This window comes from Flavipsychrobacter stenotrophus, from assembly GCF_002954265.1.
GTDB lineage: Bacteria > Bacteroidota > Bacteroidia > Chitinophagales > Chitinophagaceae > Flavipsychrobacter > Flavipsychrobacter stenotrophus.
The window spans coordinates 90450-113790 of the sequence record NZ_PPSL01000005.1 but is presented as its reverse complement, the minus strand read 5'-3'; the positions used below and the strand labels follow the sequence as shown (position 1 = coordinate 113790).

The following is a 23341-nucleotide window of genomic DNA, read 5'->3' as shown; positions in this document are numbered from 1 at the left end:
AAGACCACATAGGCGATCACAGAGTTTTTTGATCGATTGATTACTGTTTTGAACGTGAACGTAGGCCCGATTCCGATTGGTAGATCCGAGCCCAATTTTACCTAAAAGAGTTTCGATGAATGAACGTTATGATCTTTAAACCATGAACAATTTTATATCTTTAATCCCCTTTCTTAAATGCGCCTGCAGTTATGACTTCCACTATCGAAATACTTGAAGAGCCAACAGAACCAACGGCGAAAGCCTGGTGGGCTGCGAAAAGAATAAAATACAATATTGGATTAGTAGTTGCAGGCATCTTTGCCTTCTTATGCTACTGTTTAATTGCCACCTACTTCATTGCACCTTACGAACCGGATTTTGAAATAAATGGGATTGCTACTTTTCTTCAGGGAATTGGTTATCTTACAATGATTGGGGTCGCAAACGTTTTTTATTATTTGGGGAACTTTCTTGATCGGCTGTTTAATAAAGATAACCACCATCAGTTCAGAGTTAATCTGTTTAATGCCGGCTTTTGGTTCTCCTTTGCATTACCTTTTCTTATTCCTCTCCTGGTATTTGGAACATACCTGGTCAACTAAAGGCATGGCGGGCTGAATATGCAATAGTATTCTTTCCACAATACGTATTCTATTGCTTGGGCCGCACTCTTCAATAACTTCAAAATGTGTCCCACAAAATTGTGGCGAAAGCTCTTTTAATTCACCCCTATTTTCTTGGCGTTAATCTCATTTATTTGTAAGAAGATAAATGGCGTTGTACTTTTACATTGTAATCAGCAGGGAACGAAAGGTTACAAAATAAAAATGATTTACTTGTGCCGCAGGGCATTTAGCATAAAGAGGTTTTCATGGTGATAGGGTTTATAGGGGCTGATCTATTCTTAGATCGGCTTTTTTATTTACCGGTAATTAATCTGGATGTGCCTATTATTTTACACGAAAATAATTCACCCCATTTTTTAAATATTTCGTGTCATTTTAAGACTTTTTTATGAAACTCTTTCGTACTTTTACATTGTAATCGATAGGAAACTAAAGAATACACAAAAACGATTTTATTGTGCGCTAAGCATTCAATATAAAGTTTTTCATAGTGATAGGTTTATAGGGGCTGGTCTATTCTTAGACTAGCTTTTTTTTTGTACCTACACAATGGTGCTACAGCTGAGTATTTAAGTTTAGATTCATAATACTTGTATCAATCGTATCCATCAGTAGCGTATGCGCGTAAGCCGGTTATTTATACTTATTGTTCCTGAGGGCTACATCGGGCGCATAGCCATCATATATAACCAGCAAAAGGGTGTTAAGACTGAATACACAAAAGATGGAAGGAGAATTTTGAGGATACCGGCATGTGGAATACTAAAAACTCAATTTACCGCGCTTTACGGTATTGTTTCTAGTGATGCGGAAGAAGATTACTTTAAGTTTTGTTACAGCGATAATCCTACCTTGGGTAGTAGTGCAGACACAATCACCTTCCTCAAGGATTATTCAAAAGTGGATAGTCTCCCGCAGAATGGCATTTTTATCTTTAATAGAGGACTCGGTGGTTTTGGGGTTGGGAATGTTGATTACAAAGACGTAGAAGAGTTTTTTGTTGATACCTTAAAAAATAGGGAGAAGTATCGGTCCTTTAATTTTGATCAGGTAGATTTAGATCGGTGCAACTAAGTATATTCAGCAGCTAGCTCCAGACTTAAAACTATAATAAACTCAATTTATTTTCACCCCTATTATTTGGTCGTTCATCTCATTTATTTCATTACACGTAGGTACATGTTGTACTTTTACACTGTAATCAAAACGCAATAAAGATTACCAACAATAAATATATTTCTTTTGCCGCAAGGCTTTAATATAAAGAGGTTTTCATGGTGATAGGGTTTATAAGGGCCGGTCTATTCTTAGACAGGCTTTTTTGTTTGTACCAGGTCTGTATATTCTTTTGCTGAATTGTACTATTTTAGGTTTTCACTTTAATTCCTGCACAATGAACACAGGTAAACTGCTCCTTTTATTGCTTACACTTTTGTCTTCCTCCCTCATCTCTACCGCACAGTATAAAGTGCTACAGCCATTTAGCAAAGCACAACAGGATAGTCTGAAAATGGAAATAGACATAATGGTTGCTAATGATCAGAAGTATCGCTGGATGCTCATGTACGGCGAAACAGACGGGCAGAAGCTAAAGGTCTTGAGGAGTATGAGTAAGCAAGACCAATCGGTTAGAATGCAACAGGCAAGGGCAAATAAGGTGGGTATTACACAGGCTGTCAAAGATTCCTTGTGGAAGCTTCAAGTGCATATTGATTCTGAGAATTTCAGCAGATTATCTTCGATACTCTATAAGTATGGTGTTCCGCATAGCATAATGCCAGGACATGTTTCCATTATTCTCGACCATACGCCCGATATGATAACCGATGGTCTCCTGGCGTTGTTAAAGCAGGAGGTACAAGACAAGCATTTTCCCAGATTTGAGTACGCAGTTATATATGATGGGTTACAGAACTATCGTAAACTGCCCGAGTTATACCACGTTACTAAATACTACAGCACCACTACTAAAACTGCTGCCATCAAACAGCCTGAAGACCTTGAGGCTACCAATAAAGCCAGGAAGGAAATAGGATTAAAGCGTCTGAAGAAACAGTAAGGTGTAAAGATTAGGCTCCTCTTCCAAATCCTACAGTTTCCCTATAGATCTGTGGAGAGATATCTGCATTGGTTTTAAAGAAGCGGCTGAAATAGTATTCATCCTGGTAGCCGAGTTCCCATGCTATTTCTTTTACCGTTTTGTTAGTCAGGTATAGCTCTCGTTTTGCTTCTATGATTATACGCTCAGCTATAAGACCAGTAATGGTTTTGTTGAAGTGCGCCTTTGTGATCTTGGCAAGGGTCTTAGGTGATACGTTGAGACTCTCTGCATAATCACTTGCAGAGTGTTTTGATTTGAAATTTTGTTCGATACTGTCAATAAGCGTTTTGAGAATAAACGGTTCTTTTACATTATCGGGCTCTACAAGCGTTTGTGGCTGTTGCACCACTTTTATGCGTGAAGCTGTGATCAGGAATATCTTCAGGTAAGAGACTAATAGTTCATACTGACCGAGGGCTGCATTTTGTATTTCTTCTTTCATTTGTTCGGCAATCATGGTCAATGTTGCAGCGGCTTTCATGTCAACAGAGATGTAAGGCGGTTCATAGATATTGTTGAACAGCACTCCGTTGCAGGCTACTTCAGCCTGATGTTTATGTATGCAAAAGAAGTCGGGATGAAAGTGTATGACGGTACCTTTAATAGCTGTCGTTGCTATCATGAAAGGTTGGTAAGGCGAAAACGCAAACATCATACCCGGCACAAATTTATGTTCCGAAAAATCAGCCTTTACCATTCCTTCCCCCTCAGTTATCCATATCAGCGAATAGTAGTTGTTGCGCTGCAAATGGTCGAAGTGACTATTGTCGTCGAATGAAAACAGCTTAAATGCCAAATTCCCATTCTGCGGATTGATGAGCGTAGCATTGGCCGGTGGAGTAGTGGTATTCATGTTTTTATTTTAGTTTGCGGTCAGCTTGGCTAATAGCTATGTCGTTAATGCTTGCAAAGCGTTTCTGCATGTACCCGTTCTCATCAAATTCCCACATTTCATTGCCATAACTACGATACCATTGGCCATTCGCATCGTGCCACTCATACTCAAATCTCACTGCCATACGGTTTTCTCGGAATCCCCAAAGCTCCTTCTTCAATTTGTAGTCAAGTTCTCTTTCCCACTTACCTGTCAGGAACTTCTTTACTTCCTCTCGTCCATTTATAAAATCCGTTCGGTTCCTCCATTCAGTATCCACTGTATAGGCAAGAGATACTTTCTCGGGGTCTTTGCTATTCCATGCATCTTCTGCAGCCTGTACCTTTTGCAGTGCAGTCTCCATGGTAAATGGAGGTAGCGGATATCTTTTGTTTTCCATTGTTGAACAGTTTTAAACAAAGCCATACTATAGCATGGCCTTGTTTGATTATCACTAAGATCGGCCTTTGGGCCAATCAAATGTATATGTTTATAGTAGAAATATTAGACTGTTGCTACATGAGCTGCAACAACCGGGAAGTCGATGACAGTACCGGCAGTGTTATTGAAATAGTTGGTCATGATATTCAGCGCAACGTGGCCTATGATCTCGGCAATTTCACCATCGGTCACACCTGCTAATTTTACTGCAGCTACATCTGCATCATTTAGTTGACCATGCTTGGCTACTACCAACTTAGCAAACTGCAGTATTGCCTGTGTCTTTGCATCTTTAGCTATGCCGTCACGCGCGTCTGTAAGTGTTGCCTCATCTATCTTAGCAAGGTTAAGGCCCAGGTAAGTATGGGCCGACAGACAGTAGTTACAAGCGTTACTTTCTGCTACTGCCATTGCTATAAGATTACTGTTTTTTAAACCTAGCTTGCCGGTGCCCAGTGCACCGCTAAGATTAAGGTAGCCTTCAAGGAATGCCGGTGCATTACCCATTGTCCTCATCATGTTAGGAACAACACCCAGTTTACTTTGCACTGCATTAAAAAGTTCCTTTGTTTTGCCTGAAGCCTGTTCAGGATTGATAGCTGTTAAACGTGCCATTTTTTCTTTGTTTTATGTTTTGTCGTTATTGACAGTGCAAAGGTGCAACAACATAAAAGGCTGTAAAATGGACGATCACCGCATTGTAATGGATAATTTTCCCGTGATAGTCTTAGTAAGGCGTGGTAGTTTCTCTTCTGGTCTTCTTTTTGAAACTTTTATCCAGTTCGTCAGCAAATGGATAGTACTCCATTTCAAGCTGTTTAGACTTAAAGAAATATCTTTTTGTCCGGTTGTGCGGCAACTTCTTCGCCTCTTCAAGTGTTAGTACTGTTGGGTTGGCATAGGCCATCTTATAAAAGTGTGTCAGCTGGTGAAACTTACTGTTATATATAGTTAGTCCCATGCCATGCGTACGGCCACCTTCCTGCTGATACTTTTCTTTATCGCTTTCGGTAAGTGGAGAGTTGAAGTAGGTCTGAAAATCGCCGGTGCCATAGTAGGCAAGAATATAATTGGGTTTCGCGGTATCAATTTTTACATCAGTTGCTATGCTGCCATCAGCATTCAACACAATGCCATCAAACTGCTTGTGGTAGATCTTTTCGTAGTTGCTATCCATTATGTAGTATACAGGGTACGATTCAAGATTCTCCGTAAAATCCATAATCGTGCGGATGCGTACTTGCTCTGCGTCTGCCGCTATGGTAGCAAATAATTCTGTGTTATTCACTTTGCGTGCTGCTTCAAGTCTGTTCTTCTCTGCGTGAAGCATTACCAGCACCATTCCCTTCTTTTTAGTGGCAGTATCTGTAGCCGCAATTGAATGGCCGGCAGCAAGTAAAAGAACGCTAAGTATAAATGAAAATATTCTGCTCATAGATCGTTTAGTGTATAGTTAAAAATTGATTATTCAGATAGTCGATTAATTATTGTTTCTCTGCAATAAAGTTTAGTCCGAAGAAAAAATACTCTCTTCTCAAGCCTTGTTCCGTCTGTATCTTCCTCTCTTTCTCCAGCAATGATTGCGGATCTGAGAAGCGGTAATGTACCGGTAGATAATAACGCACATACTGCACGCTGCTATTAGGAATATTGAATCCGTTTTCTTCAAAAAGGTGTCTCCAGTTTTCCAGGCTGCGGATGTTCTCGTTACCTATCAGAATGTCTTTCTTAAGCTTCTCATCCCATATGGTGATGATGCGCTTATTGCCCCTGTATTTATACAACTTAGCGCGCTGTATTATGTTGCTACCGTTCTCTTCTATAGATAGCACACGTCCTTTAGCGCTCAGGCAGTTTTGAAATATCTTTAGTGCATCATTTATAGGCTCCAGATGATGTAGCGTGTCTTGCACTATTATCAGGTCGCAGCTATTGGCTGCGGGTGGTGTATCGAATAGATTTTCGTAAGTGCAGGTAAATAAAGATGAATCGCCGAATTGGCTCCAGTACTCTTTTCTTTTCTGTACAGTATCGTAGTAAAACTCAAGAGTAGTGCCATGTGTTTTGATGCCATTCATAGCCAGGAACAGACAGGTAGTACCATATCCGCTGCCACAGTCCCATATGCGCAGGTCTTTATTATCTGCTACCTGCTTTTGTATGTAACGCAATCTTTCGAGGAAGTAATTCCTGCGGAAATGCCATGAAGATTTTTTACCCAGGAATTTATAGTAAGGCTGCATCTCGGTGTGCACTTCCAATTCTTTAAGCATCAGTTCAAAGAACTGTTCCGGTTGCATCATATGTACTCAATTCAAATAATCAATTAGAATGGCGGAGTATCCACCATCATTCCTGGCAGCAGCAAAGGTAAATCCTATGTACTTATATGCCAAATACAAAATGTAGCCACTGTTGTGGCTAAAAATACAAAAAGTGTATCTGTTTTATTGTGTATTTCTTTATCAGCTTTGCAGAATAAAACCACTCTTTATGATCACAGAAAACACTGCACTGCATATTGGCACCGAATGGGTAAATGACTGGAACAGCCATGACCTGGACAAGGTGATGAGCCACTATGCCGATGACATTCATTTCACATCACCGTTCGTCATCAAGATAAATAATGATCCAACCGGCGTTATTAACTCCAAACCCTTACTCAGAGCCTATTTCGAGCGGGCGTTAAATGCATACCCGAGCTGCATTTCGAATTGTACCGGATACTTTCATCGGTTAACTCTATTGTCGTTTACTATAAGAGCGTCAACAACCTGTTTGCCGCCGAGTTGATGGAACTCAATGAAGAGGGTAACGTAGTGAAGGTAGTAGCACATTATTGCAGCCAATAGGGAGCTGGTCTAGGGCATTGGCTGGCCTGGTTTTACGCCGTGCATATACACGTCTTCAGGTATCTCATCGGGTAGGTTTTGTATGTACAGGCGACCATCTGTTACTTTGTTCAGTGCATCGCTTATCTTTTGTGCGTCCCATGATGCCAGCTCTTTGCCAAACCAGATCGTTTTACTGCCATAGTAAAATTTTATGTGGCCCTCATCATGTATTCGGGCTATTTCCCGTTCCCTGGTTTCAAAACCCATGTAGTCAAAACCTCCGGTTTTTAAAGGGTGATCTGTTTTTGCGGAATAGCCAGTGTAGAATATTTGTTCAATGGAACCTAACTCATATTGCAATGCTTTGCCACCGGCTGCAATGGTCAACGTATCAACAGCAATAGTTATTTCTTCTGCAAACGAAGCTTTTTTGGCATACCGGGTGCCTGCAAGAATTAGCACTGCCCCTGCGGCAATAAAAACAAGTGTGATGATGATACTGACGGTCAGCATAAAAAAGGCCGCACCTATAGCCACAATGCCGGGAACGATAAAGTAGGCACTCTGAAACAGGAGCATTCCCTTTACGCGCGATCTGTTCCTTACTTCGGGAGTAAAAATGTAAGTGTCTCCTTGTTGTTCCAGTTTCATAGCTTTGATTATTGGTCTAAGATAAAGCAAATATAGATGAAGCATATCATAGAAGAGAACGACGACATCCTCACCGAAATGACCTTTGAGCCACTAACACGGGCCAACTGGCTACAGTTTACCCAACTTTTTGGTGAGCGCGGTGCCTGTGGTAATTGTTGGTGCATGTACTACAGACTCAACAAGGCTGAGTTTGCTGAAGGCAAGGTAGATGGCGGTAACAAGCAGGCTATGAAAGACCTGGTGTGGAATGAAGCCCCTACCGGCCTTATGGGTTTCTATGACGGCCAGGCAATAGCATGGTGTGCCTTTGCGCCTCGCGAAGATTTCCCTAAGATGGCTCGATCCAGAGTACACAAACCCATTGACGACGAAGCTGTATGGTCTGTTACCTGTTTCTTTATAGACAAGAATTTCAGACGCATGGGTGTGTCTGTCGCTCTACTCAAAGGTTTGATCAGCTATGCCCGGGCGCAAAATATTAAGATCATTGAAGCCTATCCCACTATTCCTACACAGGAATCATTGCCCGATTCTTTTGCCTGGATCGGACTGTACAAATCATTTGAAAGAGTAGGATTTGAAATTGTAGACCGTACCTCTAAAAGCAGGCCGATGGTAAGATACTACACCGACAAAAAATAGGGTGGCACTAAACGAATAAAGGCTCCATGCGGAGCCTTTATTCATAATTTATATTACCGCCCTCTCCTTTTGTCATGCTGAGCTTGTCGAAGCAGGGCCGGGGTGAGGTTTCTTAATTAACTATCATCACATTCTTATAGCCATAGAACTTTTGGAGTGAATCTTTATAGTGCAGGGTATCTACCACACGGCAATTGACTGTTGCCAATACCTTAAAGGTTACAGAGTCGCTGGTGATGATCTCTACCTTGCTGCCATCTATCTTCAACCTGCGCAAGCGGGCTTCAGCTTTGGCTTTATTAGGGTATTCGCCTATCACCATTCGGTAAGCATTAATAGCATTAGTGTCTACAACAGGAGCCGTTGCCACAGTGTCTTTACGCATAGTGTCTACTATCGGCGGCGCTGGTGCCTGCACTATTGTATCTGCCATATGCGGTGCCGGCTGGCTTGCAGCCTGCTGGTTCTTGTAGTAATACAATCCATATCCACCCGCACCCAGTATTACTAATAGTACTGCCACTATTATCACCATTGTCCAGTTAACCGAATTGGCGCTGGCAGGTGGTGGGTAAGATGGTTTGTGCGCAGGAGTTATTTTCTGGTCTTCCAGTTGCTTGCTGTTCTTAAGGGTGGGCATGCCCGCCGGTGTGAACCTGAAGTTAGCATCAGTTGTAAACTTAACGCGTCCGTTCTCTTCAGTAAACTTTCCTATACCAGGAATAGGCACTTCTTTGCCTGCAGCCATATCTTTCCTTGCCTGCATGCTGTATTCGCGCAGTCCATTGGCGGCTTTAGATATGCTTATCTGCTCATTGGTAGCAATAAAGTTAGCGAAGCTGTCATCAATAGATCCACCTGCTGTTACTACTACTTCATAGGTAGGTGCCTGCAAAGCCTTGCCATCATGCACTGCAGGGCGCTTCACTAATTCAAGGTTGCCCAGCCCGTGTATGTAGCAAAAGTTATTCTTTAATATAAATTGCCCTATGTATTTATCTATTTCCATTTCTGCCCGTAAAAGTACACCCGAAATTAATTATTTCAACCTAAAACTTTAAACGTAATCCACCATATACATTCAAGCCATATGACTGGTAGTAATTCCAACGCTCATATTTGCTGTTTAGCAGGTTGCTGGCCTGTAAAAATACATTTAGCCGTCCGCCCAACCTGTATTCCGCATAGCCACCTATGTCTGTTACCGGAGTCATCATTACCGGTTTTCCCAGGTAATTGATGGTATACATGCCCCCTAAAACCGCCACATAGGCAGAAACGGTAAGATCTTTGATCGGGTTAATAGAGAAATCTCCCCTTATATTCAGCGTAGGTTGCTGCCACACATAGGCTTGAGTGCCCTGGTAATACTTATAAAAATCTGCCGATACTCCAGCCGACCACTTGGTAGCCTGCGTATATCTGGCAGCCGCATGTAGCGATATAGCGCTTACATCATTATATATTACGTTAAAGAACTTTGGGTTAACTCCGGTATCCAGGTAAGTAGCCAGGTTAGTATAATTTAACCAGCTTGCCTTAACTAAGTAGGTGAAATGGTTGCCCTGGCTGCCTGCTAATGAAGCGAAAAGCTCATCTCTTCTGTTCTGCCTCAGTCCATTACCGCTAAATAGCTTACGGTAAGTGGTATAGAGGTATGGATTTTCAGTTGTCAGTTGTTCGTAAGTGTTTTGTCTTACACCTGCCATCCATCCGCCACTCAGGGTAAGTACAGTAGAAGGGATCTTATAGTTGGCAACGATTTCAGGCAGTACATTAAATTTTCCGCCCTTGCCCAAAGCAAATCCTATCAAAGCTCTGCCCGATACTTTTCCTTCCAGCTGTATGCCGGGCATTATTGTAGCCAGATTATTACCCGTAGCACTGTCACTCATCTTCAGGTGATTGAGCGATGCCGATGCAACGGTAACCAGTGTCAGAGCACTGTCTAACCGGAAGTATAATGGTACGCTAAAACCAAAGTGGGTTTCAGATGCATTGAAACGGCCATTGTATAGGGATGCGTCAACAGTGGGGTAGTAGATGATCTTACGCTCGCCAAACTGTGCCTTATTCACCATATCAGCAGCCACTCTTACGGTAGTAAAGGTCTGCTTCAGGTCTGCGGTAGAAGGGTATACAGGCAGGTGCTCATCCATACCATAGAAAAAATATTGGTTCCTTTCCACATCCAGTCGTCCTTTCCACTCGTAAGAACCTGCATGCAGCACACCTGTTGCTTCCAGTCCGCTTATTGCTGATTGTTGCTTATCAATATTTCCCTTCTGCGACAGGTGGTGCAGATGAATACTTGTTTCATAGTTCTTGCCCTTCAGGCTGCCGATCCCGGCATCAAAGTAAAGGGTGGATAGATTACCTCCACCCGCTTTAATATAGTTAGGATAGGGTATCATTAAAGAATCCTTACCTAACGCTAGTGGCCTTAACGCGCCCGATTTGTAAGTATAATAAAGTGTTTGCTGTGGTACATCATAATTCAGTATAGGTCTCGATGTATCGGCAGGTGGTATCTGCGGCACCCATTCAGGCTTAGGTGCTTTTCTTACCTGTGGTTTGTAAGATTGTATCACCTCAATGGTGGAGCCTTTCAGTACTGTATCCGCATGCTGTTGCCCCATGGCATTGTGAGCCGTGGCAAGAGATACTGCTAGTATTATAAAAGGTCTTACCCTCATGGTTGGTTGTTGTTTTTGTTCTCTAAGTAAGTCGACTATGTACTATCTAATCGTCTTTCAGTTTACTTTTTTGTTTCTCCAGTACTTTTACTTCTGCCAGTCTCTTCGTTGCTTCAGCTTTCAGTTCCGCATTCTTCGTGTGCTTTACAACACTTGATAATGTAGCCTTTGCATTGAAATAGTCTTTCTGCTTAATGAATATATCTCCCAGCAGTATGTAGGACTTTACTATCCAGTAGTCGTTGCCTGCCGACATCTTAATGGTCTCATTGGCGGCTTCTTCTGCATCTTTCAGGCTGTCTTGCGCCAGGTATATCTCAGAGATATGGAAGCGCGATTCAGCTGCAATATCGCCGCTGGTGTTCAGGCTCAGTTGTTGATACGTATAAAGTGCCGAGTCTGTTTTTTCAAAATGCTGCAGTGCTTTTGCTTTATACAACAATGTCTCGTTGATCATATCAGCCGGCAGTCCTTTCATTGTCAGTAGTGAATCTGCAAAGGCACTGGTTTCGCCATATTTTTCCGAATTGTAGCCACTCTTTACAAGTCCGTTATATGCGGTTTGTAGCAGCTGTTGGTTAGTGCCACTATTATTACGCATTTTCAGGTAGTAGCCGTAGGCAGCGGTGTAGTCTTTCTTGTCATAGGCCATAGCAGCTGCGTGGCGCGCACTATTCTCAGAGAAGTCATTCCATGGATGCACTAACACAGAATCAAAATCATCCAGTGCTTCCTTAAAATTGCGTAGCTGGAAGTTGCTTTCACCCCTGTAGTAATGTGCTTTAATGGCAAATACACCGTTAGGATATTGCTGCAGGTAATTAGTAAATGCACGCATGGCATTATCCCACTTGCCGGCGGCAAACTGTGTTTCCGCAGCAGCATAATAGGTGGAATCTATTGATGCACTTTCTGCCGATGGCAGGTTATTGTCTTTCAGCAATTGTGAGAACGCAGCCGGTTGATTGCCCTGTATATACAGGCTCTTCAATGCACTTAGTGCCGCTATGCGCTCTTCCGATGCCGGGAATTCTGTAACAATACGCTTGTAAGCATCAATGGCTTTGTTATTGTCATTGGTCTGCTGGTAAATATAGCCCACCTTCAGCCAAGCCTTAGGTGCCGCACTCTTATCGTTCGATGAATCTGTGATACGTTTCAGTGTACTCAGCGCCTGCGGATACTTGTCCAGTTCTATATAGGTAACAGCCATTTCGTACAATGCGGTTACATTATATACAGATGGCGTAGCGCGGTTGGTCAGCGTTTGCAGCACATTGATCTTCTCATTGTTCTTGCCTTGCAATCCCAGTATTATGCTCCTCTGGTATTTGGCGTAGTCGGCATTCGCAGTGTCTGTCGTGCTTATCTTATCATACAGGGTTATTGCCTTCACATAATTCTGCTGCATAAATACGGCGTCAGCCTCACGCAGGCGGGCCATTACACCTGAATAATCATCTTCACCTTTGGCCTGCTGTGCATGATTAAAATACGTTTGCGCATCGCTGAAATTCTGTCCTTCCATTGCGGCAAAACCCATGTTCAGGTAAGCATGCTGTATTGTCGCCTGCGGACTTACCCTTGTAAGGTCTACCTTGTCTGTCTTGCGGTCTATAAACTGTTTGCTTGCACTAATTGCATCACCATACTTGTGCATGCGGTAGGCCAATTCTCCTTTCCAGAAGTAGGCCGCGCATTCAAACAACGGATCTATAGGGTGGAGCAGAGAAGAATTGAAATAGCTGTAGGCCTTTGCCATATCGCCACTGCGGAACTGCTGCACTGCAAACAAATAGGTGGCCTTCTGGAACACCATCCAGTAGTTCTTTTCCTTGTTGTTTACCTTGTCCAGGTATTTCAGCGCTTCTTCAAAATTATTGGTCTTGATCAGCAGGCTGGATAGCAGTGTATTCGCTTCATCTTTATACTGGCTCGATGGGAAGGTCTTGAGTAAGGTATAAAGCTGACGCAGCGCCTCATCATTATATCCCGCTTCATAGCTGATGCGGGCATACAGTATCATAGATGCTTCCTGCTGACCGGGATTGTAAGGCATGTCGGCGCATATCCCGAATGCATTACGTGCGCTCTGCCTGTCGCCGGTCTTCATGTAGCAGTCGCCAAGCAGATACATAGACGACTGGCCCATTGAATCATTGGCGTTGCTCAGCAGCTTGAATTTATCCTCAGCATTCTGCCACTCATTCAGTCTGTAGTAGCAGTAGGCAATTTTGTAGAGGTCTTCTTTCTTTATCTGGTTGGTGTGCTCGTAGTAATATTCAAAGTAAGGCTTAGCATCGCTGTATTGCTTATCTTCAAACATGCACTGCGCTATCAGCAGATGCACTTCGTTATCGTAATAGCTCTTGTCACGCGCCTTTATTATTGCTTTACCTTCTTCTATTGCCTTGGCCTTATTGCCCATGAAGTAATAGATCTCGGCAATATAGTACGGTACTATTGAGCGGTATTCTTTGTCGTCTCTTACTTTTTCAAAGCTCTGTAATGCTTCAGCGTACTTATTGTTATTGTATGCCAGCAGGCCATAGTAATAGTTGCCTGCCATGTAGTATTTGCCATCCTTTATTTCCTTAATAGCGGCAAATAATAGGGTAGACTTGTCAAACTGTTTATTGTTGAAATAACAGTAAGCCAGTTCAAACTTAAGGTCTGCGATCTCGCTGTTGGTCAGGTTGTCGAGCCCGGCATTTTCATAAAAGTAAATGGCCTGCGTTAGCTGGTTATGCAGAAAAAAGTACTGTGCCAGGGCAAACATAGTACGCTGCTTATAGGCTACGTTTTGTGTAGTGGCAATCAGTCTGTCGGCATTATACAGGCAGTAAGGAACATTTGTTTTCAGGTTGCTGATAACAATGATAAAATTAGCCCTGTCGGCGTCGGCTGTTTTTTCAGTCGATACTTTCTCGTCCCGGTTTGCCAGGTAATTAGTTGCACTCTGTTTAGACAGGGTATAATGTCCCTGCTTATACTGCTCTTCTGCCAGTAGTAATGCCCTGTTGTTGGGTTGATCCGGTGATAATACCTGGCCATGGGCCGTAATGCTGAATGCCGGGCCTAGCAAGGCAAATAACAAATAGAAATATGGCCGGTTTCGCTTACGTATTATCATTCAGTTCTCATTGGTTATTAGAAATTCCAGGTAACATTGGCACTAGGGAACAGTGGCAACTGGTATGTTCTGCCGTTGGTAATACGGTTTACATAGAAGATGTTGCTTCTGTCATATGCGTTGGTCACAGCAATTGTTGCATCCAGTCCGCTCTTATTCTTAAATATGAAATGCTTCTTTACAGACAAGTCTAAGCGGTGGTACCATGAAAGGCGGCCGCCATTGATCTCATTAGCATACAACACGCCCAGGCCACCATTCTGGCTCAATGGGTTGCTTGCCAAGCCACCACCTGCAAAGTTCACCTGCTCATAAAAGCCTTGTGTCTGTGTGAATGGGAATGGCGAGTGTATGTTGAAACGGGCAGAGAGTTCCCAATCTTTTTTCTTACCTGCAGAATATGATACCAATCCATTGGCATTCATGCGGGTATCAAATGGAGTAGGGTAGGTCTGCTTCTCGCCATCAGGGCCAATGCTGGTGTAAGTTACCTTCTGGTAACCAACTGCACCCCAAATGTAGAACCTCTGGTAGCTATATTTCGCAGACAGGTCAACACCATAAGCACGGCCATTTGCGGCAACAAAATTTGCATCACCGGCTTTCTGCTTATCCCTGTTCATTTCATCTATCTGGCCAAACACTTTTACCCATGGCTCTAAGTTAAATTCTACGCGGTCTACGTCTACCTCTATACCCGTAACTGCATGAAAAGCAGTTTGTAGGTTTGATTTTACATCTTGTCCGTCAGCATTCTTTATCTGCTCATCCGGGCTCAAAAGGAAGCCAGTAAATAGATTCACTATATCGCGGTCGGTCTTGGTGCTGATGATGTTCTGCGCATAAAGGCCTGTTGCACCTTTCAAACGAACATTGTCAGAGATATTGTACTTAACACCTAATCTTGGCTGAGGAGATAGTTTGTTCAACTCAGAATAGTATTGAACTCTGAAGCTTGGTTCGAAGATGAATTTACCCTTGAATATCTGCCTGTACATAAAGTAGATGGAAGCGTTGGTGCTCTGGCGATCGAGCGTGGTGCTGATACCGGCAGCACTGTAGTAGTTGAGTGATGTATGCACACCGCTTACTTCTACACCATACTTTATCTGGCTGTAATTAGGCAGGAAGTAAGTAAAGTTGATTGCAGACTCAAATCCGCTGATCTGGCTGGTGCTCGGTATTGTATCTGTCGGCACATCTACCTGTCCCAGGCTGATGTTGTAGTTAGAGAATGCAAATTTACCGTCTATCAATGCTGCGGTGTTACCCGGAGATACTATGAAAGTTGTACCCGCACCCAATGCCTTCCAGTGGTAGTCACCATCACTTTTGTGGGTAACGTCATTCAGCAGGCTGGCTTTGTCATCAAAGTTGAAAGCGAACAGGTTCATTTTACTGCCATTGTCACCATTGAAAGTAACCTTACCATAAAGGTCGGTAAAGCTGTAAGGAAGGCCATTTTTGAATACGTCGCCAAGACCGGCATAAATAGATTTAGATGTCTGGTCCAGGTAGCTGCTCTTCGCTGTCAATAGGAAGGTGATGCCCGCTCCGTTATCCTCTTTTTTTGACTTTAACAACGGTCCTTCCAGCATTACACGTGCCATGATTGGTGATACAGATACAACGCCGGCAAGGTTATTTTTATTGCCATCCTTATAGTGTACGTCAACTATTGCTGAGGTACGATTGCCATATTGGGCGTTGAAGCCTGCGGTATAAACATCTGCGCTACGTATGGCTTCTGTCTCAAATACTGAATAAAGGCCTATGGAGTGGAATGGATTGTAAATAGTTACCCCATCAAGATAAATACCTGTTTGTGATGGCGAGCCACCACGAATATAAAGTTGTCCACCCTGATCACCGGTAAATACCACACCCGGTATTACCTGCAGGTACTGCGCCAGATCGGGTTCTCCGCCCGCACTTGGTAGTTTTTTCATCTCCTGCGGAGTGATCTTGGTTACGCCTGTATTGATCCTTACCGCCTTATCTTTTTTGGCGCCTTTGATCTCCACGGTTTTCAGTTCCTTCTGCAATTGAGAAAGCATGATTTTCTTGGTGATGATATCATCTTTACCCACAACAACGTTGATGATGCTGGAATCATAGCCCAGCGTAGTTGTCAGCAATGAGTAAGTGCCCGGCGCCAGTGATATAGAGAAATAACCATTATTATCCGTTTGCACGCCATTGGTAGAGTGCATTACTATGATGTTGGTATAAGTTAAAGGTTCACCTGTTTTCTTGTCATAAACAAACCCCTTGATCGTTCCGTTCTGGGCTATAGCTGCTGCTGAAAAGAGGAATAGGATCACAGCGATAAGGCTGACTCTTTTATGCGTACGGTAATTGTGTTTCATTAAGAATATATGTTAAGAAGATCTGCTTTGACTTTTTGACAAGCGCGACAAAGATAATGGTTAAAAGAATTAAAAATGGGGGCACTCATACTGACTATTGCCTTTGAAATGTGTAGAAAAAGTTAATAATAGAGACTTTAACAGTATGCTTTGAAAAATAAACTGTTTTATTAACTTTGCATACTTATGAGAAATAATCTATTCAGGATAATTTCATGTCTTTTGTTGCTTGTGTTTCTGAGCAGTTGCTACAGGCACGACATGCGCCGTTATAAAACCAAATTCCGCTTTCATCGCCACCACTTCCATTACAGAGGTGCCTGGAGAACTTTCTAGCTGAACGCTCTAAAATGCTTGCGGTCGGTCCTATCTGACCGTATTCGGTTTTGGTCACTCTGTAACGACGCCCATCTGCCGCTGTTGTGTCTCCTGAGCAACAGCCTCCGGGTGTGTTTATTTTGCATCCGGCATTAAGAAATTCCCCTAATCCTTTAGAAATCCTTGTTCTGACATTCACTTAAATAACAAAACCGCCGGATAGGCGGTTTTGTTATTTATTGTACTCATGTGTTCTTACCACAAATGCACTCTCGCGCTATCAGCAATAAACATCTTGTCGCCGGCTTTTATGCCAAACGCTTCGTAAAAGTCAGGTACGTTAGGAAACGGACCATTCACGCGGTACTTAGCCGGTGAGTGCACGTCGGTCAACAACTGGGTAGCTATGGTTTCATCACGCTCAGCCAATAGCCATCCGAGAGAATAACCAAGGAAGAAGCGCTGCGTTGGTGTCATACCATTGATCTTCTCACCTTTCTTATAGGCTTCAGTTTGTTTGAACGCATCCAGACCTATTAATATACCGCCAAGGTCAGCCAGGTTTTCACCCAGTGTTGCCTTGCCATTTATGTGGCTCGCTGTATCCTTAGGTGCAAATGGCCTCATCATATTAAACTGCATAGCCAATACATTGGCCCTGGTTACAAACTGTGCCGAATCGCTGGGTCCCCACCAGTTGTGCAGGTTGCCATCTTCGTCATACTGGCGGCCTTCATCGTCAAAGCCATGTGTTATTTCATGTCCTACGGTGCTGGCAGCTGTGTAGCCATATACCAAAGCGTCATCTAGTTCCTCGTCTTTAAAACCTGGTACGGTCATCATGGCCGCAGGTAATACTATTTCGTTATTAGACGGGTTGTAGTAAGCATTGTAGGTCTGCGGGGTCATATCCCACTCTTCGCGGTTTACCGGCTTGCCCAGCTTGTTCAGTGAGTAGTTATTCCACCATTCATTAGCGCGCATCATATTAGTTACATATGCACCTCTGTCTATTTTCATAGATGACAGGTCTTTCCATTTGTCTGCATCAGGGTAGCCCACCTTTTTCTTTATGGCCATCAACTTATGAATAGCTTTTTTCTTGGTGCTGTCGCTCATCCAGTCCAGTTTTTCAATGCGGGCCTTATAAGCTATACGCACGTTTTCTATCATCTGCTCATAGCGGGCTTTCGCCTTTTCGCTGAAGTATTCTTTCACAAACAGCTTACCCAGTGATTCACCTATTACGCCTTGTTCAGCGTCCAACGCCCTGCGCCAGCGTGGTTTTGGCTCCTGCGCGCCACGAATGATCTTACCGTAAAAGTTGAAAGATGCATCGAAATATGGCTTGCTCAGGAAACTGGTATTGTCCTTGATCAAATGAAAGGTCATGTAATCCTTCAGTGTCTGTATGTCAGTTGTCTTTACCAGCTTATCCAGTGCGGTATAAAACTCCGGCTGACCAACTATAACGCTGTCTACACTCTTAACACCTATCTGTTTCAGTACGCCCGGCCAGTCGGTATTTGGTGCTATCTTCTTTAGGTCGCTTATGGCGTACTTGTTATAGTTCTTGTATGGGTCGCGAAGGTCTTCCAGCTTGCGCGATGCTGCTGCCATTTTGGTTTCGAGAGCAAGTATTGCGGCTGCTTTTGCTTTTGCCTGAGCGCTGTCTACACCCATATTCTTAAAGATATTGGCAATATAGCCGGGGTAGGCATTGCGTATCTTCATGGTGCGCTCGTCGGTATTAAAATAATAATCGCGGCTTGGTAATCCCAATCCGCCCTGGCTCATCTGGTACGCCTGTACGTTACTGTTCTTAGGGTCCTGTCCTACACCCTCGCCAAAAAATACACCAATGCCATATACATGCATATGTGCAGTCTGGTTCATCACATCAGCGGGTGTTTTGAGCGCAGCTATTTTGTCCAGTTCCGCACGGAGTGGCTCAATGCCGTTCTTCTCTATTGCAGCGGAATCCATAGCACTATGCCAGAAATCACCGATCTGCTGACCAGAACCGCTTTTTTCTGCTTTCTGGTCTGCTTCTTCATTGATATGTTTCAGCTTGGCATATAGTTCTTTTTGCACCAACTCACCTACACCCCAGGTAGTCTCATCGCCGGGTATAGGGTTTTGTTTGATCCAGCCGCCATTTGCATAGGCAAAGAAATCGTCGTTAGGTCTTACAGTTGTATCCCTGTGTGCGCCCAAAATATCTTCTTTGGCGGCTTCTTTTGCAGGTTGATTACATGCTACAGTTAATGCAGCAAGGGCTAAAATGCCCGGCAGTTTTTTAATCATAATTAGTTTGATCGCTTAAGGCGATAAAACTAATCTATTTATTAATATGTATAGCTAACCTCATCAAGGGGATTTTAGGGAGGAATAAATATTCTCTATGGTTATGCAAATGTCAGGGTTTAGTAAACAATTTACGTTGGAGGTTTTGTAGATGACCCGCAAAAAACTTCCCGGCTTATTTTTTTTGCATCCAGTTTTTCTTTTACTCTATAGATTTATCGTTCAGTTAACCTCCCAAAACACCATCAAATCACTCTTGCCCAATCATTTTTTCAAAACTCTAAAAACACAATACATACCCCTGTCAAAACGAAACATCTAATCACACTTATCCACATAACTTTTTTTTATGGTGGTACACTTTCCGTACCATCATGGTACGCTTTTCGTACCACCATAGATTCCCAATTTGCTCAACTGCCATCCTCTTTCCACCTTTGTGCTAAAAACTATCACCCTGCTATGAAAAAACACTACAAAAACAAACCCACCAGTAAAATTTCAGCAACTGAGCAGAAGTTTAGCTTTCGGAAAACAGCCTGTCCCGCCCTTCATGCGGGAGCAGCTCGCGTTGGCCTGTGTGCGGTAGCGCGATTTTTCCGATCGCCTTTCTTTTATTACTTTTCTTTTGGCGAAGCAAAGAAAAGTAAAGAGACGTTGGGCACATAAACCGGAACACGCGTCCTACAACACCGACCTCCTGTAAGATTGCTTCGCGAAGGGATCGCAAAGATCAACCCAATAAACAATAAACACAATTATATCACTCAATTAAATCCCCTCATCATGACCACTACTCAATTAAAAGAACAAGCACGTCGCCTCTTCTTCCAGTCCAAACTCACTCGTCCGCAGATCGCTGCAATCGTTGGCATTGCACCACGTACCCTCTTCGACTGGATCCGTGAAGGAGACTGGAAGAGTGCCCGTAACACTGCCGCTAATGCCCCGGCGCTAATTACTGAGCACTACTATAACCAGCTCAATGCACTTAACGCAACTATCAAAGAGCGCCGCGATAGACCTTACCCAACAAAAGACGAGGCCGAGATCATGCGTAAGTTGAGCATGACCATCAAACAGATAAAACTCAGACATAGCGTTGCAGACACTACAGAAATATTTACTCTGTTTTCTAACTATTTGAGGAAGACAAAGCCCGATTTGCTGCAGCATATGCTCAATAGCATGAGCAGCTATCTCTACACACTCCGCCCCGATCCCACAAAGGTTATTACAAATCAATTCGAAGCCGAACAGGAATCCCGCGCAGATTGGGAAGCACTGATTGCTGAACTTGAAGTACAGGAAGACCTCGATGATATCCACGATACCGTTGCAAAATATGCCGACCAGATGGCCCAACAAAAAGAGGTACTGCTGTAGATCGCTAAAAAAGTGGCAGTGAAAAGTGGCAACGAGTGGCAGAAAGTGGCAGAAAGTGGCAGTTTGTGGCAATTCGTTAAATCCGCTGAAATGCTTATCAATATTGGCTTTACAAAAAATACATCACACAAAACTGCCACTTTTGTGAAAAACTGCCACTTTTTTAAGATCGAACTCATCTCTGCTATTCCCCTATTGATATTGACAATACTGTGAGGCAATGATTTGGATAGGGCGGGGAAGGTTGGTAAATTTGCATAAATAGTAATACTAATGGAAACAACAATAGCGGCACCAATATCATTGACTCCTAATACACTGAAAGAAGTAAAGCGACTGATGAGTGAGCCGGGTTTTGAGCAGGATCAGTACCTGCGTGTAGGCGTGAAGGGTGGTGGTTGCTCGGGTATGAGTTATGTGCTGGGTTTCGATAAGATTGAGGCTGATGATGATATCTATATTATAGATGGCCTGGAGGTGATCATGAAAAAATCTCATGGTATTTATCTCATAGGTATGGAGGTAGATTATTCTGACGGGTTGAACGCACGAGGATTTGTGTTTAAGAATCCTAATGCCAGCAGCACATGTGGTTGTGGTAGTTCATTTGCCGTTTAATTTCCCTTTTTCACTTTTTTCTTATGCCACTCCTGCGCAGGAAAGCTTATCTGAATTTTACCGGATTGTTCTCAGTTGTATTCCTTCTGTTTTTCGCCAGTTGCGAGAAGGATGTGAATATAAACCTGGAATCTGTGCCGCCGCAAATAGTGGTGCAGGGTGTTATAGAGAATGGTCAGCCACCGTATGTGATTCTCAATACTACGTTTGGTTTCTTTTCGCAGGTAGATCTGAGTACGGTGGCCAATAGCTTTGTGCATGGGGCTGTAGTGAAGGTGTCTGATGGTATTAAGACCATAACGCTGAAGGAGTATTCGATAGATACATCGGGAGGGAACAGGTTTTACGTTTATTTCATAGACACTACTAACCTGGGCAATGTGCTGGTGGGTGAACTGGGTAAAACATACACGCTGACGATTGATAAGGATGGTCAAAGGTATTCGTCAATAACTAAGATCCCCTACCCTAAGGGCCCTGATACGGTATGGTTTGGCGAGCCGGTTTTTAAAAGGCCCACAACGCCGGCTACTGCGCTGGAAATGTTTGCTAACTATACCGACCCCGATACCCCTGGTAACTACGTTAAGTACTTTACCAAACGTAACAATGAACAGTTTAACCCCGGTGGGATATTTACAGATGAGCTGGTAAATGGTCAGCCGGTAAAAAACATAGACTTGTTTGCCGGCACACCCGATGATAATAGTGGTAGCAGCAATTCGGATTCGGTCTATTACTTCTTCCCCGGTGATTCTGTAACGTTGAAGTGGTGTGAGGTAGATAAGGGTATTTACGACTTCTGGAACACTTATGAGTTTGCTATCCGTTCCGGCGGTAATCCATTCTCGTCGCCAATAAATGTGAAGACCAATATGACCAATGGCGCGCTGGGTTCGTGGGCAGGTTACGGGGCGTTGTATTACGATAGGGTGGCGCATCCGTAGATGGTAGATGGTAGATGGTAAATAGTAGATGGGTTGGAGTTTTACGTTGTGATGCCGGGGGGCGTCATATGTCTATAGCAGATCAGATAAAAATTGGAACGATGCTGAAGGTGTCGGATGTTTATTTTGCTCACATAAAAATACCCAACCATTTTTTGTCCTCCACGCGACACTGATTTGCTGCATTACAAATAGTTTTGCATCTTTAACCCTCGATAAAAAAGAAAATTAGAAATCATAGAATATGAGTGATATAGAAAAAGTCCATTGTTTTATCATAGGATCAGGACCGGCAGGCTATACTGCTGCCATTTATGCGGCACGTGCGGGCCTCAATCCTGTATTGTACCAGGGCATTCAGCCGGGTGGTCAGTTGACCATTACTACCGATGTAGAAAATTACCCCGGTTATCCTAATGGCGTAATGGGTCCGCAGATGATGGTAGATTTTGAACAGCAGGCACAGCGCATGGGCGCAGATATTCGCTGGGGTATGGTTACCAAGGTCGATTTTTCACAAAGGCCTTTTAAGGTAGAAATAGACGAAGAAAAGTGGATAGAGGCAGACGCGGTAATCATTGCTACCGGTGCATCGGCCAAGTGGCTGGGCATGGAGTCTGAAGAGCGCTTGAATGGTCATGGTGTATCTGCCTGTGCGGTATGCGATGGTTTCTTCTTTAAGAATCAGGAAGTAGCTATAGTAGGCGCAGGTGATACTGCATGTGAAGAGGCATTGTACTTATCTAAGATATGCAGCAAGGTACATATGCTGGTTCGTCGTGGTGAAATGCGCGCCAGCAAGGTGATGCAGGACAGGGTATTGAAGACAGCCAATATACAAGTATACTGGAATACCGACCCTGTAGAGGTACTGGGCGAGCATAAGGTAGAAGCCATGAAGGTGCGTAACAACGTAACCAATGAGGAAACTGTTGTGCCGCTGAAGGCTTTCTTCGTAGCTATTGGTCACAAGCCAAATTCTGACCTTTTCGTAGGTATGCTGGATATGGATGAGCAGGGTTACCTGATCACTCAGCCAGACAGCACCAAAACTAACATAGAAGGTGTATATGCCTGCGGCGATGTGCAGGACAAGATATACCGTCAGGCAGTTAGTGCAGCCGGTAGTGGTTGCATGGCCGCACTGGATGCAGAACGCTACCTTGGTGCGCTGGAGCATTGATTGACAAAAAGTATTTGAATATAGAAAATGGCTGCCCGGTTGGGTGGCCATTTTAGTCGGGTGAGTTATCAGTGAAGTAAAAGTACTATTACAAAGTGGGAGGGGTAGGGCACATTTGCATTGGCGGAAGGTCGAATATTAATAATTATGTCCTGCATAAATCTATGGTGAAATGAATATTGTAAATAGTACCAAATAAGTTCTGTTTTCAGTAGCTTTTAGTTGTT

The 23341-nt window shown here is 43.4% G+C and carries 21 protein-coding genes; 10 read left to right on the top strand and 11 right to left on the bottom strand.

The window, feature by feature from the left end:
* Window positions 1–191 precede the first annotated feature (191 nt).
* The 3 genes from CJD36_RS17165 to CJD36_RS17155 all read left to right on the top strand — a co-directional run bounded on the left by CJD36_RS17165 (window position 192) and on the right by CJD36_RS17155 (window position 2667).
* Window positions 192–584 carry a hypothetical protein gene (locus CJD36_RS17165; protein ID WP_105040436.1) on the top strand — a complete coding sequence of 131 codons (393 nt, stop codon included), beginning with the start codon at window positions 192–194 and terminating at the stop codon, window positions 582–584.
* A gap of 642 nt (window positions 585–1226) precedes the next feature.
* Window positions 1227–1682, top strand: coding sequence for a DUF6843 domain-containing protein (locus CJD36_RS17160; RefSeq protein ID WP_105040435.1), 456 nt, complete (start codon window positions 1227–1229; stop codon window positions 1680–1682).
* A gap of 319 nt (window positions 1683–2001) precedes the next feature.
* On the top strand, window positions 2002–2667 hold the full coding sequence (locus CJD36_RS17155) for a hypothetical protein (protein ID WP_105040434.1): 666 nt from the start codon (window positions 2002–2004) through the stop codon (window positions 2665–2667).
* Between the two features lie 10 nt (window positions 2668–2677).
* On the opposite strand, the gene CJD36_RS17150 is transcribed toward CJD36_RS17155, so the two are convergent.
* The 5 genes from CJD36_RS17150 to CJD36_RS17130 form a co-directional block, all read right to left on the bottom strand.
* On the bottom strand, window positions 2678–3562 hold the full coding sequence (locus tag CJD36_RS17150) for a helix-turn-helix domain-containing protein (RefSeq protein WP_105040433.1): 885 nt from the start codon (window positions 3560–3562) through the stop codon (window positions 2678–2680).
* Window positions 3563–3566: 4 nt separating this feature from the next.
* Complete coding sequence (locus tag CJD36_RS17145; RefSeq protein ID WP_105040432.1) at window positions 3567–3983, bottom strand: nuclear transport factor 2 family protein; 417 nt, start codon at window positions 3981–3983, stop codon at window positions 3567–3569.
* Window positions 3984–4087: 104 nt separating this feature from the next.
* Window positions 4088–4639, bottom strand: coding sequence for a carboxymuconolactone decarboxylase family protein (locus tag CJD36_RS17140; RefSeq protein WP_105040431.1), 552 nt, complete (start codon window positions 4637–4639; stop codon window positions 4088–4090).
* A gap of 112 nt (window positions 4640–4751) precedes the next feature.
* On the bottom strand, window positions 4752–5459 hold the full coding sequence (locus CJD36_RS17135; RefSeq protein WP_105040430.1) for a hypothetical protein: 708 nt from the start codon (window positions 5457–5459) through the stop codon (window positions 4752–4754).
* Between the two features lie 49 nt (window positions 5460–5508).
* Window positions 5509–6327, bottom strand: coding sequence for a methyltransferase domain-containing protein (locus CJD36_RS17130; RefSeq protein WP_105040429.1), 819 nt, complete (start codon window positions 6325–6327; stop codon window positions 5509–5511).
* Window positions 6328–6517: 190 nt separating this feature from the next.
* Between CJD36_RS17130 and CJD36_RS17125 the strand changes: the two genes are divergently transcribed.
* The gene (locus tag CJD36_RS17125) at window positions 6518–6820 is read left to right on the top strand and encodes a nuclear transport factor 2 family protein (protein WP_205685634.1); all 303 of its coding nucleotides are present in this window, start codon (window positions 6518–6520) and stop codon (window positions 6818–6820) included.
* A 68-nt stretch (window positions 6821–6888) separates the two neighbouring features.
* Here CJD36_RS17125 and CJD36_RS17120 read toward each other — a convergent pair whose 3' ends face one another.
* Window positions 6889–7512: a hypothetical protein gene (locus CJD36_RS17120; protein WP_105040428.1), complete on the bottom strand. Its 624-nt coding sequence runs from the start codon at window positions 7510–7512 to the stop codon at window positions 6889–6891.
* 36 nt (window positions 7513–7548) lie between these two features.
* Here CJD36_RS17120 and CJD36_RS17115 point away from each other — a divergent pair, with 36 nt between their 5' ends.
* Window positions 7549–8157 carry a GNAT family N-acetyltransferase gene (locus CJD36_RS17115; protein WP_105040427.1) on the top strand — a complete coding sequence of 203 codons (609 nt, stop codon included), beginning with the start codon at window positions 7549–7551 and terminating at the stop codon, window positions 8155–8157.
* A 112-nt stretch (window positions 8158–8269) separates the two neighbouring features.
* On the opposite strand, the gene CJD36_RS17110 is transcribed toward CJD36_RS17115, so the two are convergent.
* From CJD36_RS17110 to CJD36_RS17090, 5 genes are all read right to left on the bottom strand, one after another.
* The gene (locus CJD36_RS17110) at window positions 8270–9166 is read right to left on the bottom strand and encodes a hypothetical protein (RefSeq protein ID WP_105040426.1); all 897 of its coding nucleotides are present in this window, start codon (window positions 9164–9166) and stop codon (window positions 8270–8272) included.
* A gap of 40 nt (window positions 9167–9206) precedes the next feature.
* Complete coding sequence (locus CJD36_RS17105; RefSeq protein ID WP_105040425.1) at window positions 9207–10853, bottom strand: TonB-dependent receptor; 1647 nt, start codon at window positions 10851–10853, stop codon at window positions 9207–9209.
* Window positions 10854–10899: 46 nt separating this feature from the next.
* Entirely contained in the window at window positions 10900–13986 is a 3087-nt protein-coding gene (locus CJD36_RS17100; protein ID WP_105040424.1) for a tetratricopeptide repeat protein, read from the bottom strand.
* 17 nt (window positions 13987–14003) lie between these two features.
* Complete coding sequence (locus CJD36_RS17095; RefSeq protein ID WP_105040423.1) at window positions 14004–16355, bottom strand: TonB-dependent receptor; 2352 nt, start codon at window positions 16353–16355, stop codon at window positions 14004–14006.
* A gap of 573 nt (window positions 16356–16928) precedes the next feature.
* Window positions 16929–18980: a M13 family metallopeptidase gene (locus CJD36_RS17090; RefSeq protein WP_105040422.1), complete on the bottom strand. Its 2052-nt coding sequence runs from the start codon at window positions 18978–18980 to the stop codon at window positions 16929–16931.
* Between the two features lie 462 nt (window positions 18981–19442).
* Here CJD36_RS17090 and CJD36_RS17085 point away from each other — a divergent pair, with 462 nt between their 5' ends.
* The 5 genes from CJD36_RS17085 to trxB all read left to right on the top strand — a co-directional run bounded on the left by CJD36_RS17085 (window position 19443) and on the right by trxB (window position 23114).
* A complete protein-coding gene (locus CJD36_RS17085; RefSeq protein WP_105040421.1) occupies window positions 19443–19649 on the top strand; it encodes a hypothetical protein in 207 nt (68 codons plus the stop codon).
* A 117-nt stretch (window positions 19650–19766) separates the two neighbouring features.
* Window positions 19767–20366 (top strand): hypothetical protein, encoded by a 600-nt coding sequence (locus CJD36_RS17080; protein ID WP_105040420.1) that lies wholly within the window; start codon window positions 19767–19769, stop codon window positions 20364–20366.
* Window positions 20367–20639: 273 nt separating this feature from the next.
* The gene (locus CJD36_RS17070; protein WP_105040418.1) at window positions 20640–20984 is read left to right on the top strand and encodes a HesB/IscA family protein; all 345 of its coding nucleotides are present in this window, start codon (window positions 20640–20642) and stop codon (window positions 20982–20984) included.
* A 23-nt stretch (window positions 20985–21007) separates the two neighbouring features.
* Window positions 21008–21931, top strand: coding sequence for a DUF4249 family protein (locus tag CJD36_RS17065; RefSeq protein ID WP_105040417.1), 924 nt, complete (start codon window positions 21008–21010; stop codon window positions 21929–21931).
* 244 nt (window positions 21932–22175) lie between these two features.
* Window positions 22176–23114 (top strand): thioredoxin-disulfide reductase, encoded by a 939-nt coding sequence (trxB, locus tag CJD36_RS17060; protein WP_105040416.1) that lies wholly within the window; start codon window positions 22176–22178, stop codon window positions 23112–23114.
* Window positions 23115–23341: the final 227 nt, after the last annotated feature.

Bases quoted from the DNA above. Each gene is read 5' to 3' on its own strand.
- CJD36_RS17165 (WP_105040436.1), top strand. From the start codon at position 192: ATGACTTCCACTATCGAAATACTTGAAGAGCCAACAGAACCAACGGCG.
- CJD36_RS17160 (WP_105040435.1), top strand. From the start codon at position 1,227: ATGCGCGTAAGCCGGTTATTTATACTTATTGTTCCTGAGGGCTACATC.
- CJD36_RS17155 (WP_105040434.1), top strand. From the start codon at position 2,002: ATGAACACAGGTAAACTGCTCCTTTTATTGCTTACACTTTTGTCTTCC.
- CJD36_RS17150 (WP_105040433.1), bottom strand. From the start codon at position 3,562: ATGAATACCACTACTCCACCGGCCAATGCTACGCTCATCAATCCGCAG.
- CJD36_RS17145 (WP_105040432.1), bottom strand. From the start codon at position 3,983: ATGGAAAACAAAAGATATCCGCTACCTCCATTTACCATGGAGACTGCA.
- CJD36_RS17140 (WP_105040431.1), bottom strand. From the start codon at position 4,639: ATGGCACGTTTAACAGCTATCAATCCTGAACAGGCTTCAGGCAAAACA.
- CJD36_RS17135 (WP_105040430.1), bottom strand. From the start codon at position 5,459: ATGAGCAGAATATTTTCATTTATACTTAGCGTTCTTTTACTTGCTGCC.
- CJD36_RS17130 (WP_105040429.1), bottom strand. From the start codon at position 6,327: ATGATGCAACCGGAACAGTTCTTTGAACTGATGCTTAAAGAATTGGAA.
- CJD36_RS17125 (WP_205685634.1), top strand. From the start codon at position 6,518: ATGATCACAGAAAACACTGCACTGCATATTGGCACCGAATGGGTAAAT.
- CJD36_RS17120 (WP_105040428.1), bottom strand. From the start codon at position 7,512: ATGAAACTGGAACAACAAGGAGACACTTACATTTTTACTCCCGAAGTA.
- CJD36_RS17115 (WP_105040427.1), top strand. From the start codon at position 7,549: ATGAAGCATATCATAGAAGAGAACGACGACATCCTCACCGAAATGACC.
- CJD36_RS17110 (WP_105040426.1), bottom strand. From the start codon at position 9,166: ATGGAAATAGATAAATACATAGGGCAATTTATATTAAAGAATAACTTT.
- CJD36_RS17105 (WP_105040425.1), bottom strand. From the start codon at position 10,853: ATGAGGGTAAGACCTTTTATAATACTAGCAGTATCTCTTGCCACGGCT.
- CJD36_RS17100 (WP_105040424.1), bottom strand. From the start codon at position 13,986: ATGATAATACGTAAGCGAAACCGGCCATATTTCTATTTGTTATTTGCC.
- CJD36_RS17095 (WP_105040423.1), bottom strand. From the start codon at position 16,355: ATGAAACACAATTACCGTACGCATAAAAGAGTCAGCCTTATCGCTGTG.
- CJD36_RS17090 (WP_105040422.1), bottom strand. From the start codon at position 18,980: ATGATTAAAAAACTGCCGGGCATTTTAGCCCTTGCTGCATTAACTGTA.
- CJD36_RS17085 (WP_105040421.1), top strand. From the start codon at position 19,443: ATGAAAAAACACTACAAAAACAAACCCACCAGTAAAATTTCAGCAACT.
- CJD36_RS17080 (WP_105040420.1), top strand. From the start codon at position 19,767: ATGACCACTACTCAATTAAAAGAACAAGCACGTCGCCTCTTCTTCCAG.
- CJD36_RS17070 (WP_105040418.1), top strand. From the start codon at position 20,640: ATGGAAACAACAATAGCGGCACCAATATCATTGACTCCTAATACACTG.
- CJD36_RS17065 (WP_105040417.1), top strand. From the start codon at position 21,008: ATGCCACTCCTGCGCAGGAAAGCTTATCTGAATTTTACCGGATTGTTC.
- trxB (WP_105040416.1), top strand. From the start codon at position 22,176: ATGAGTGATATAGAAAAAGTCCATTGTTTTATCATAGGATCAGGACCG.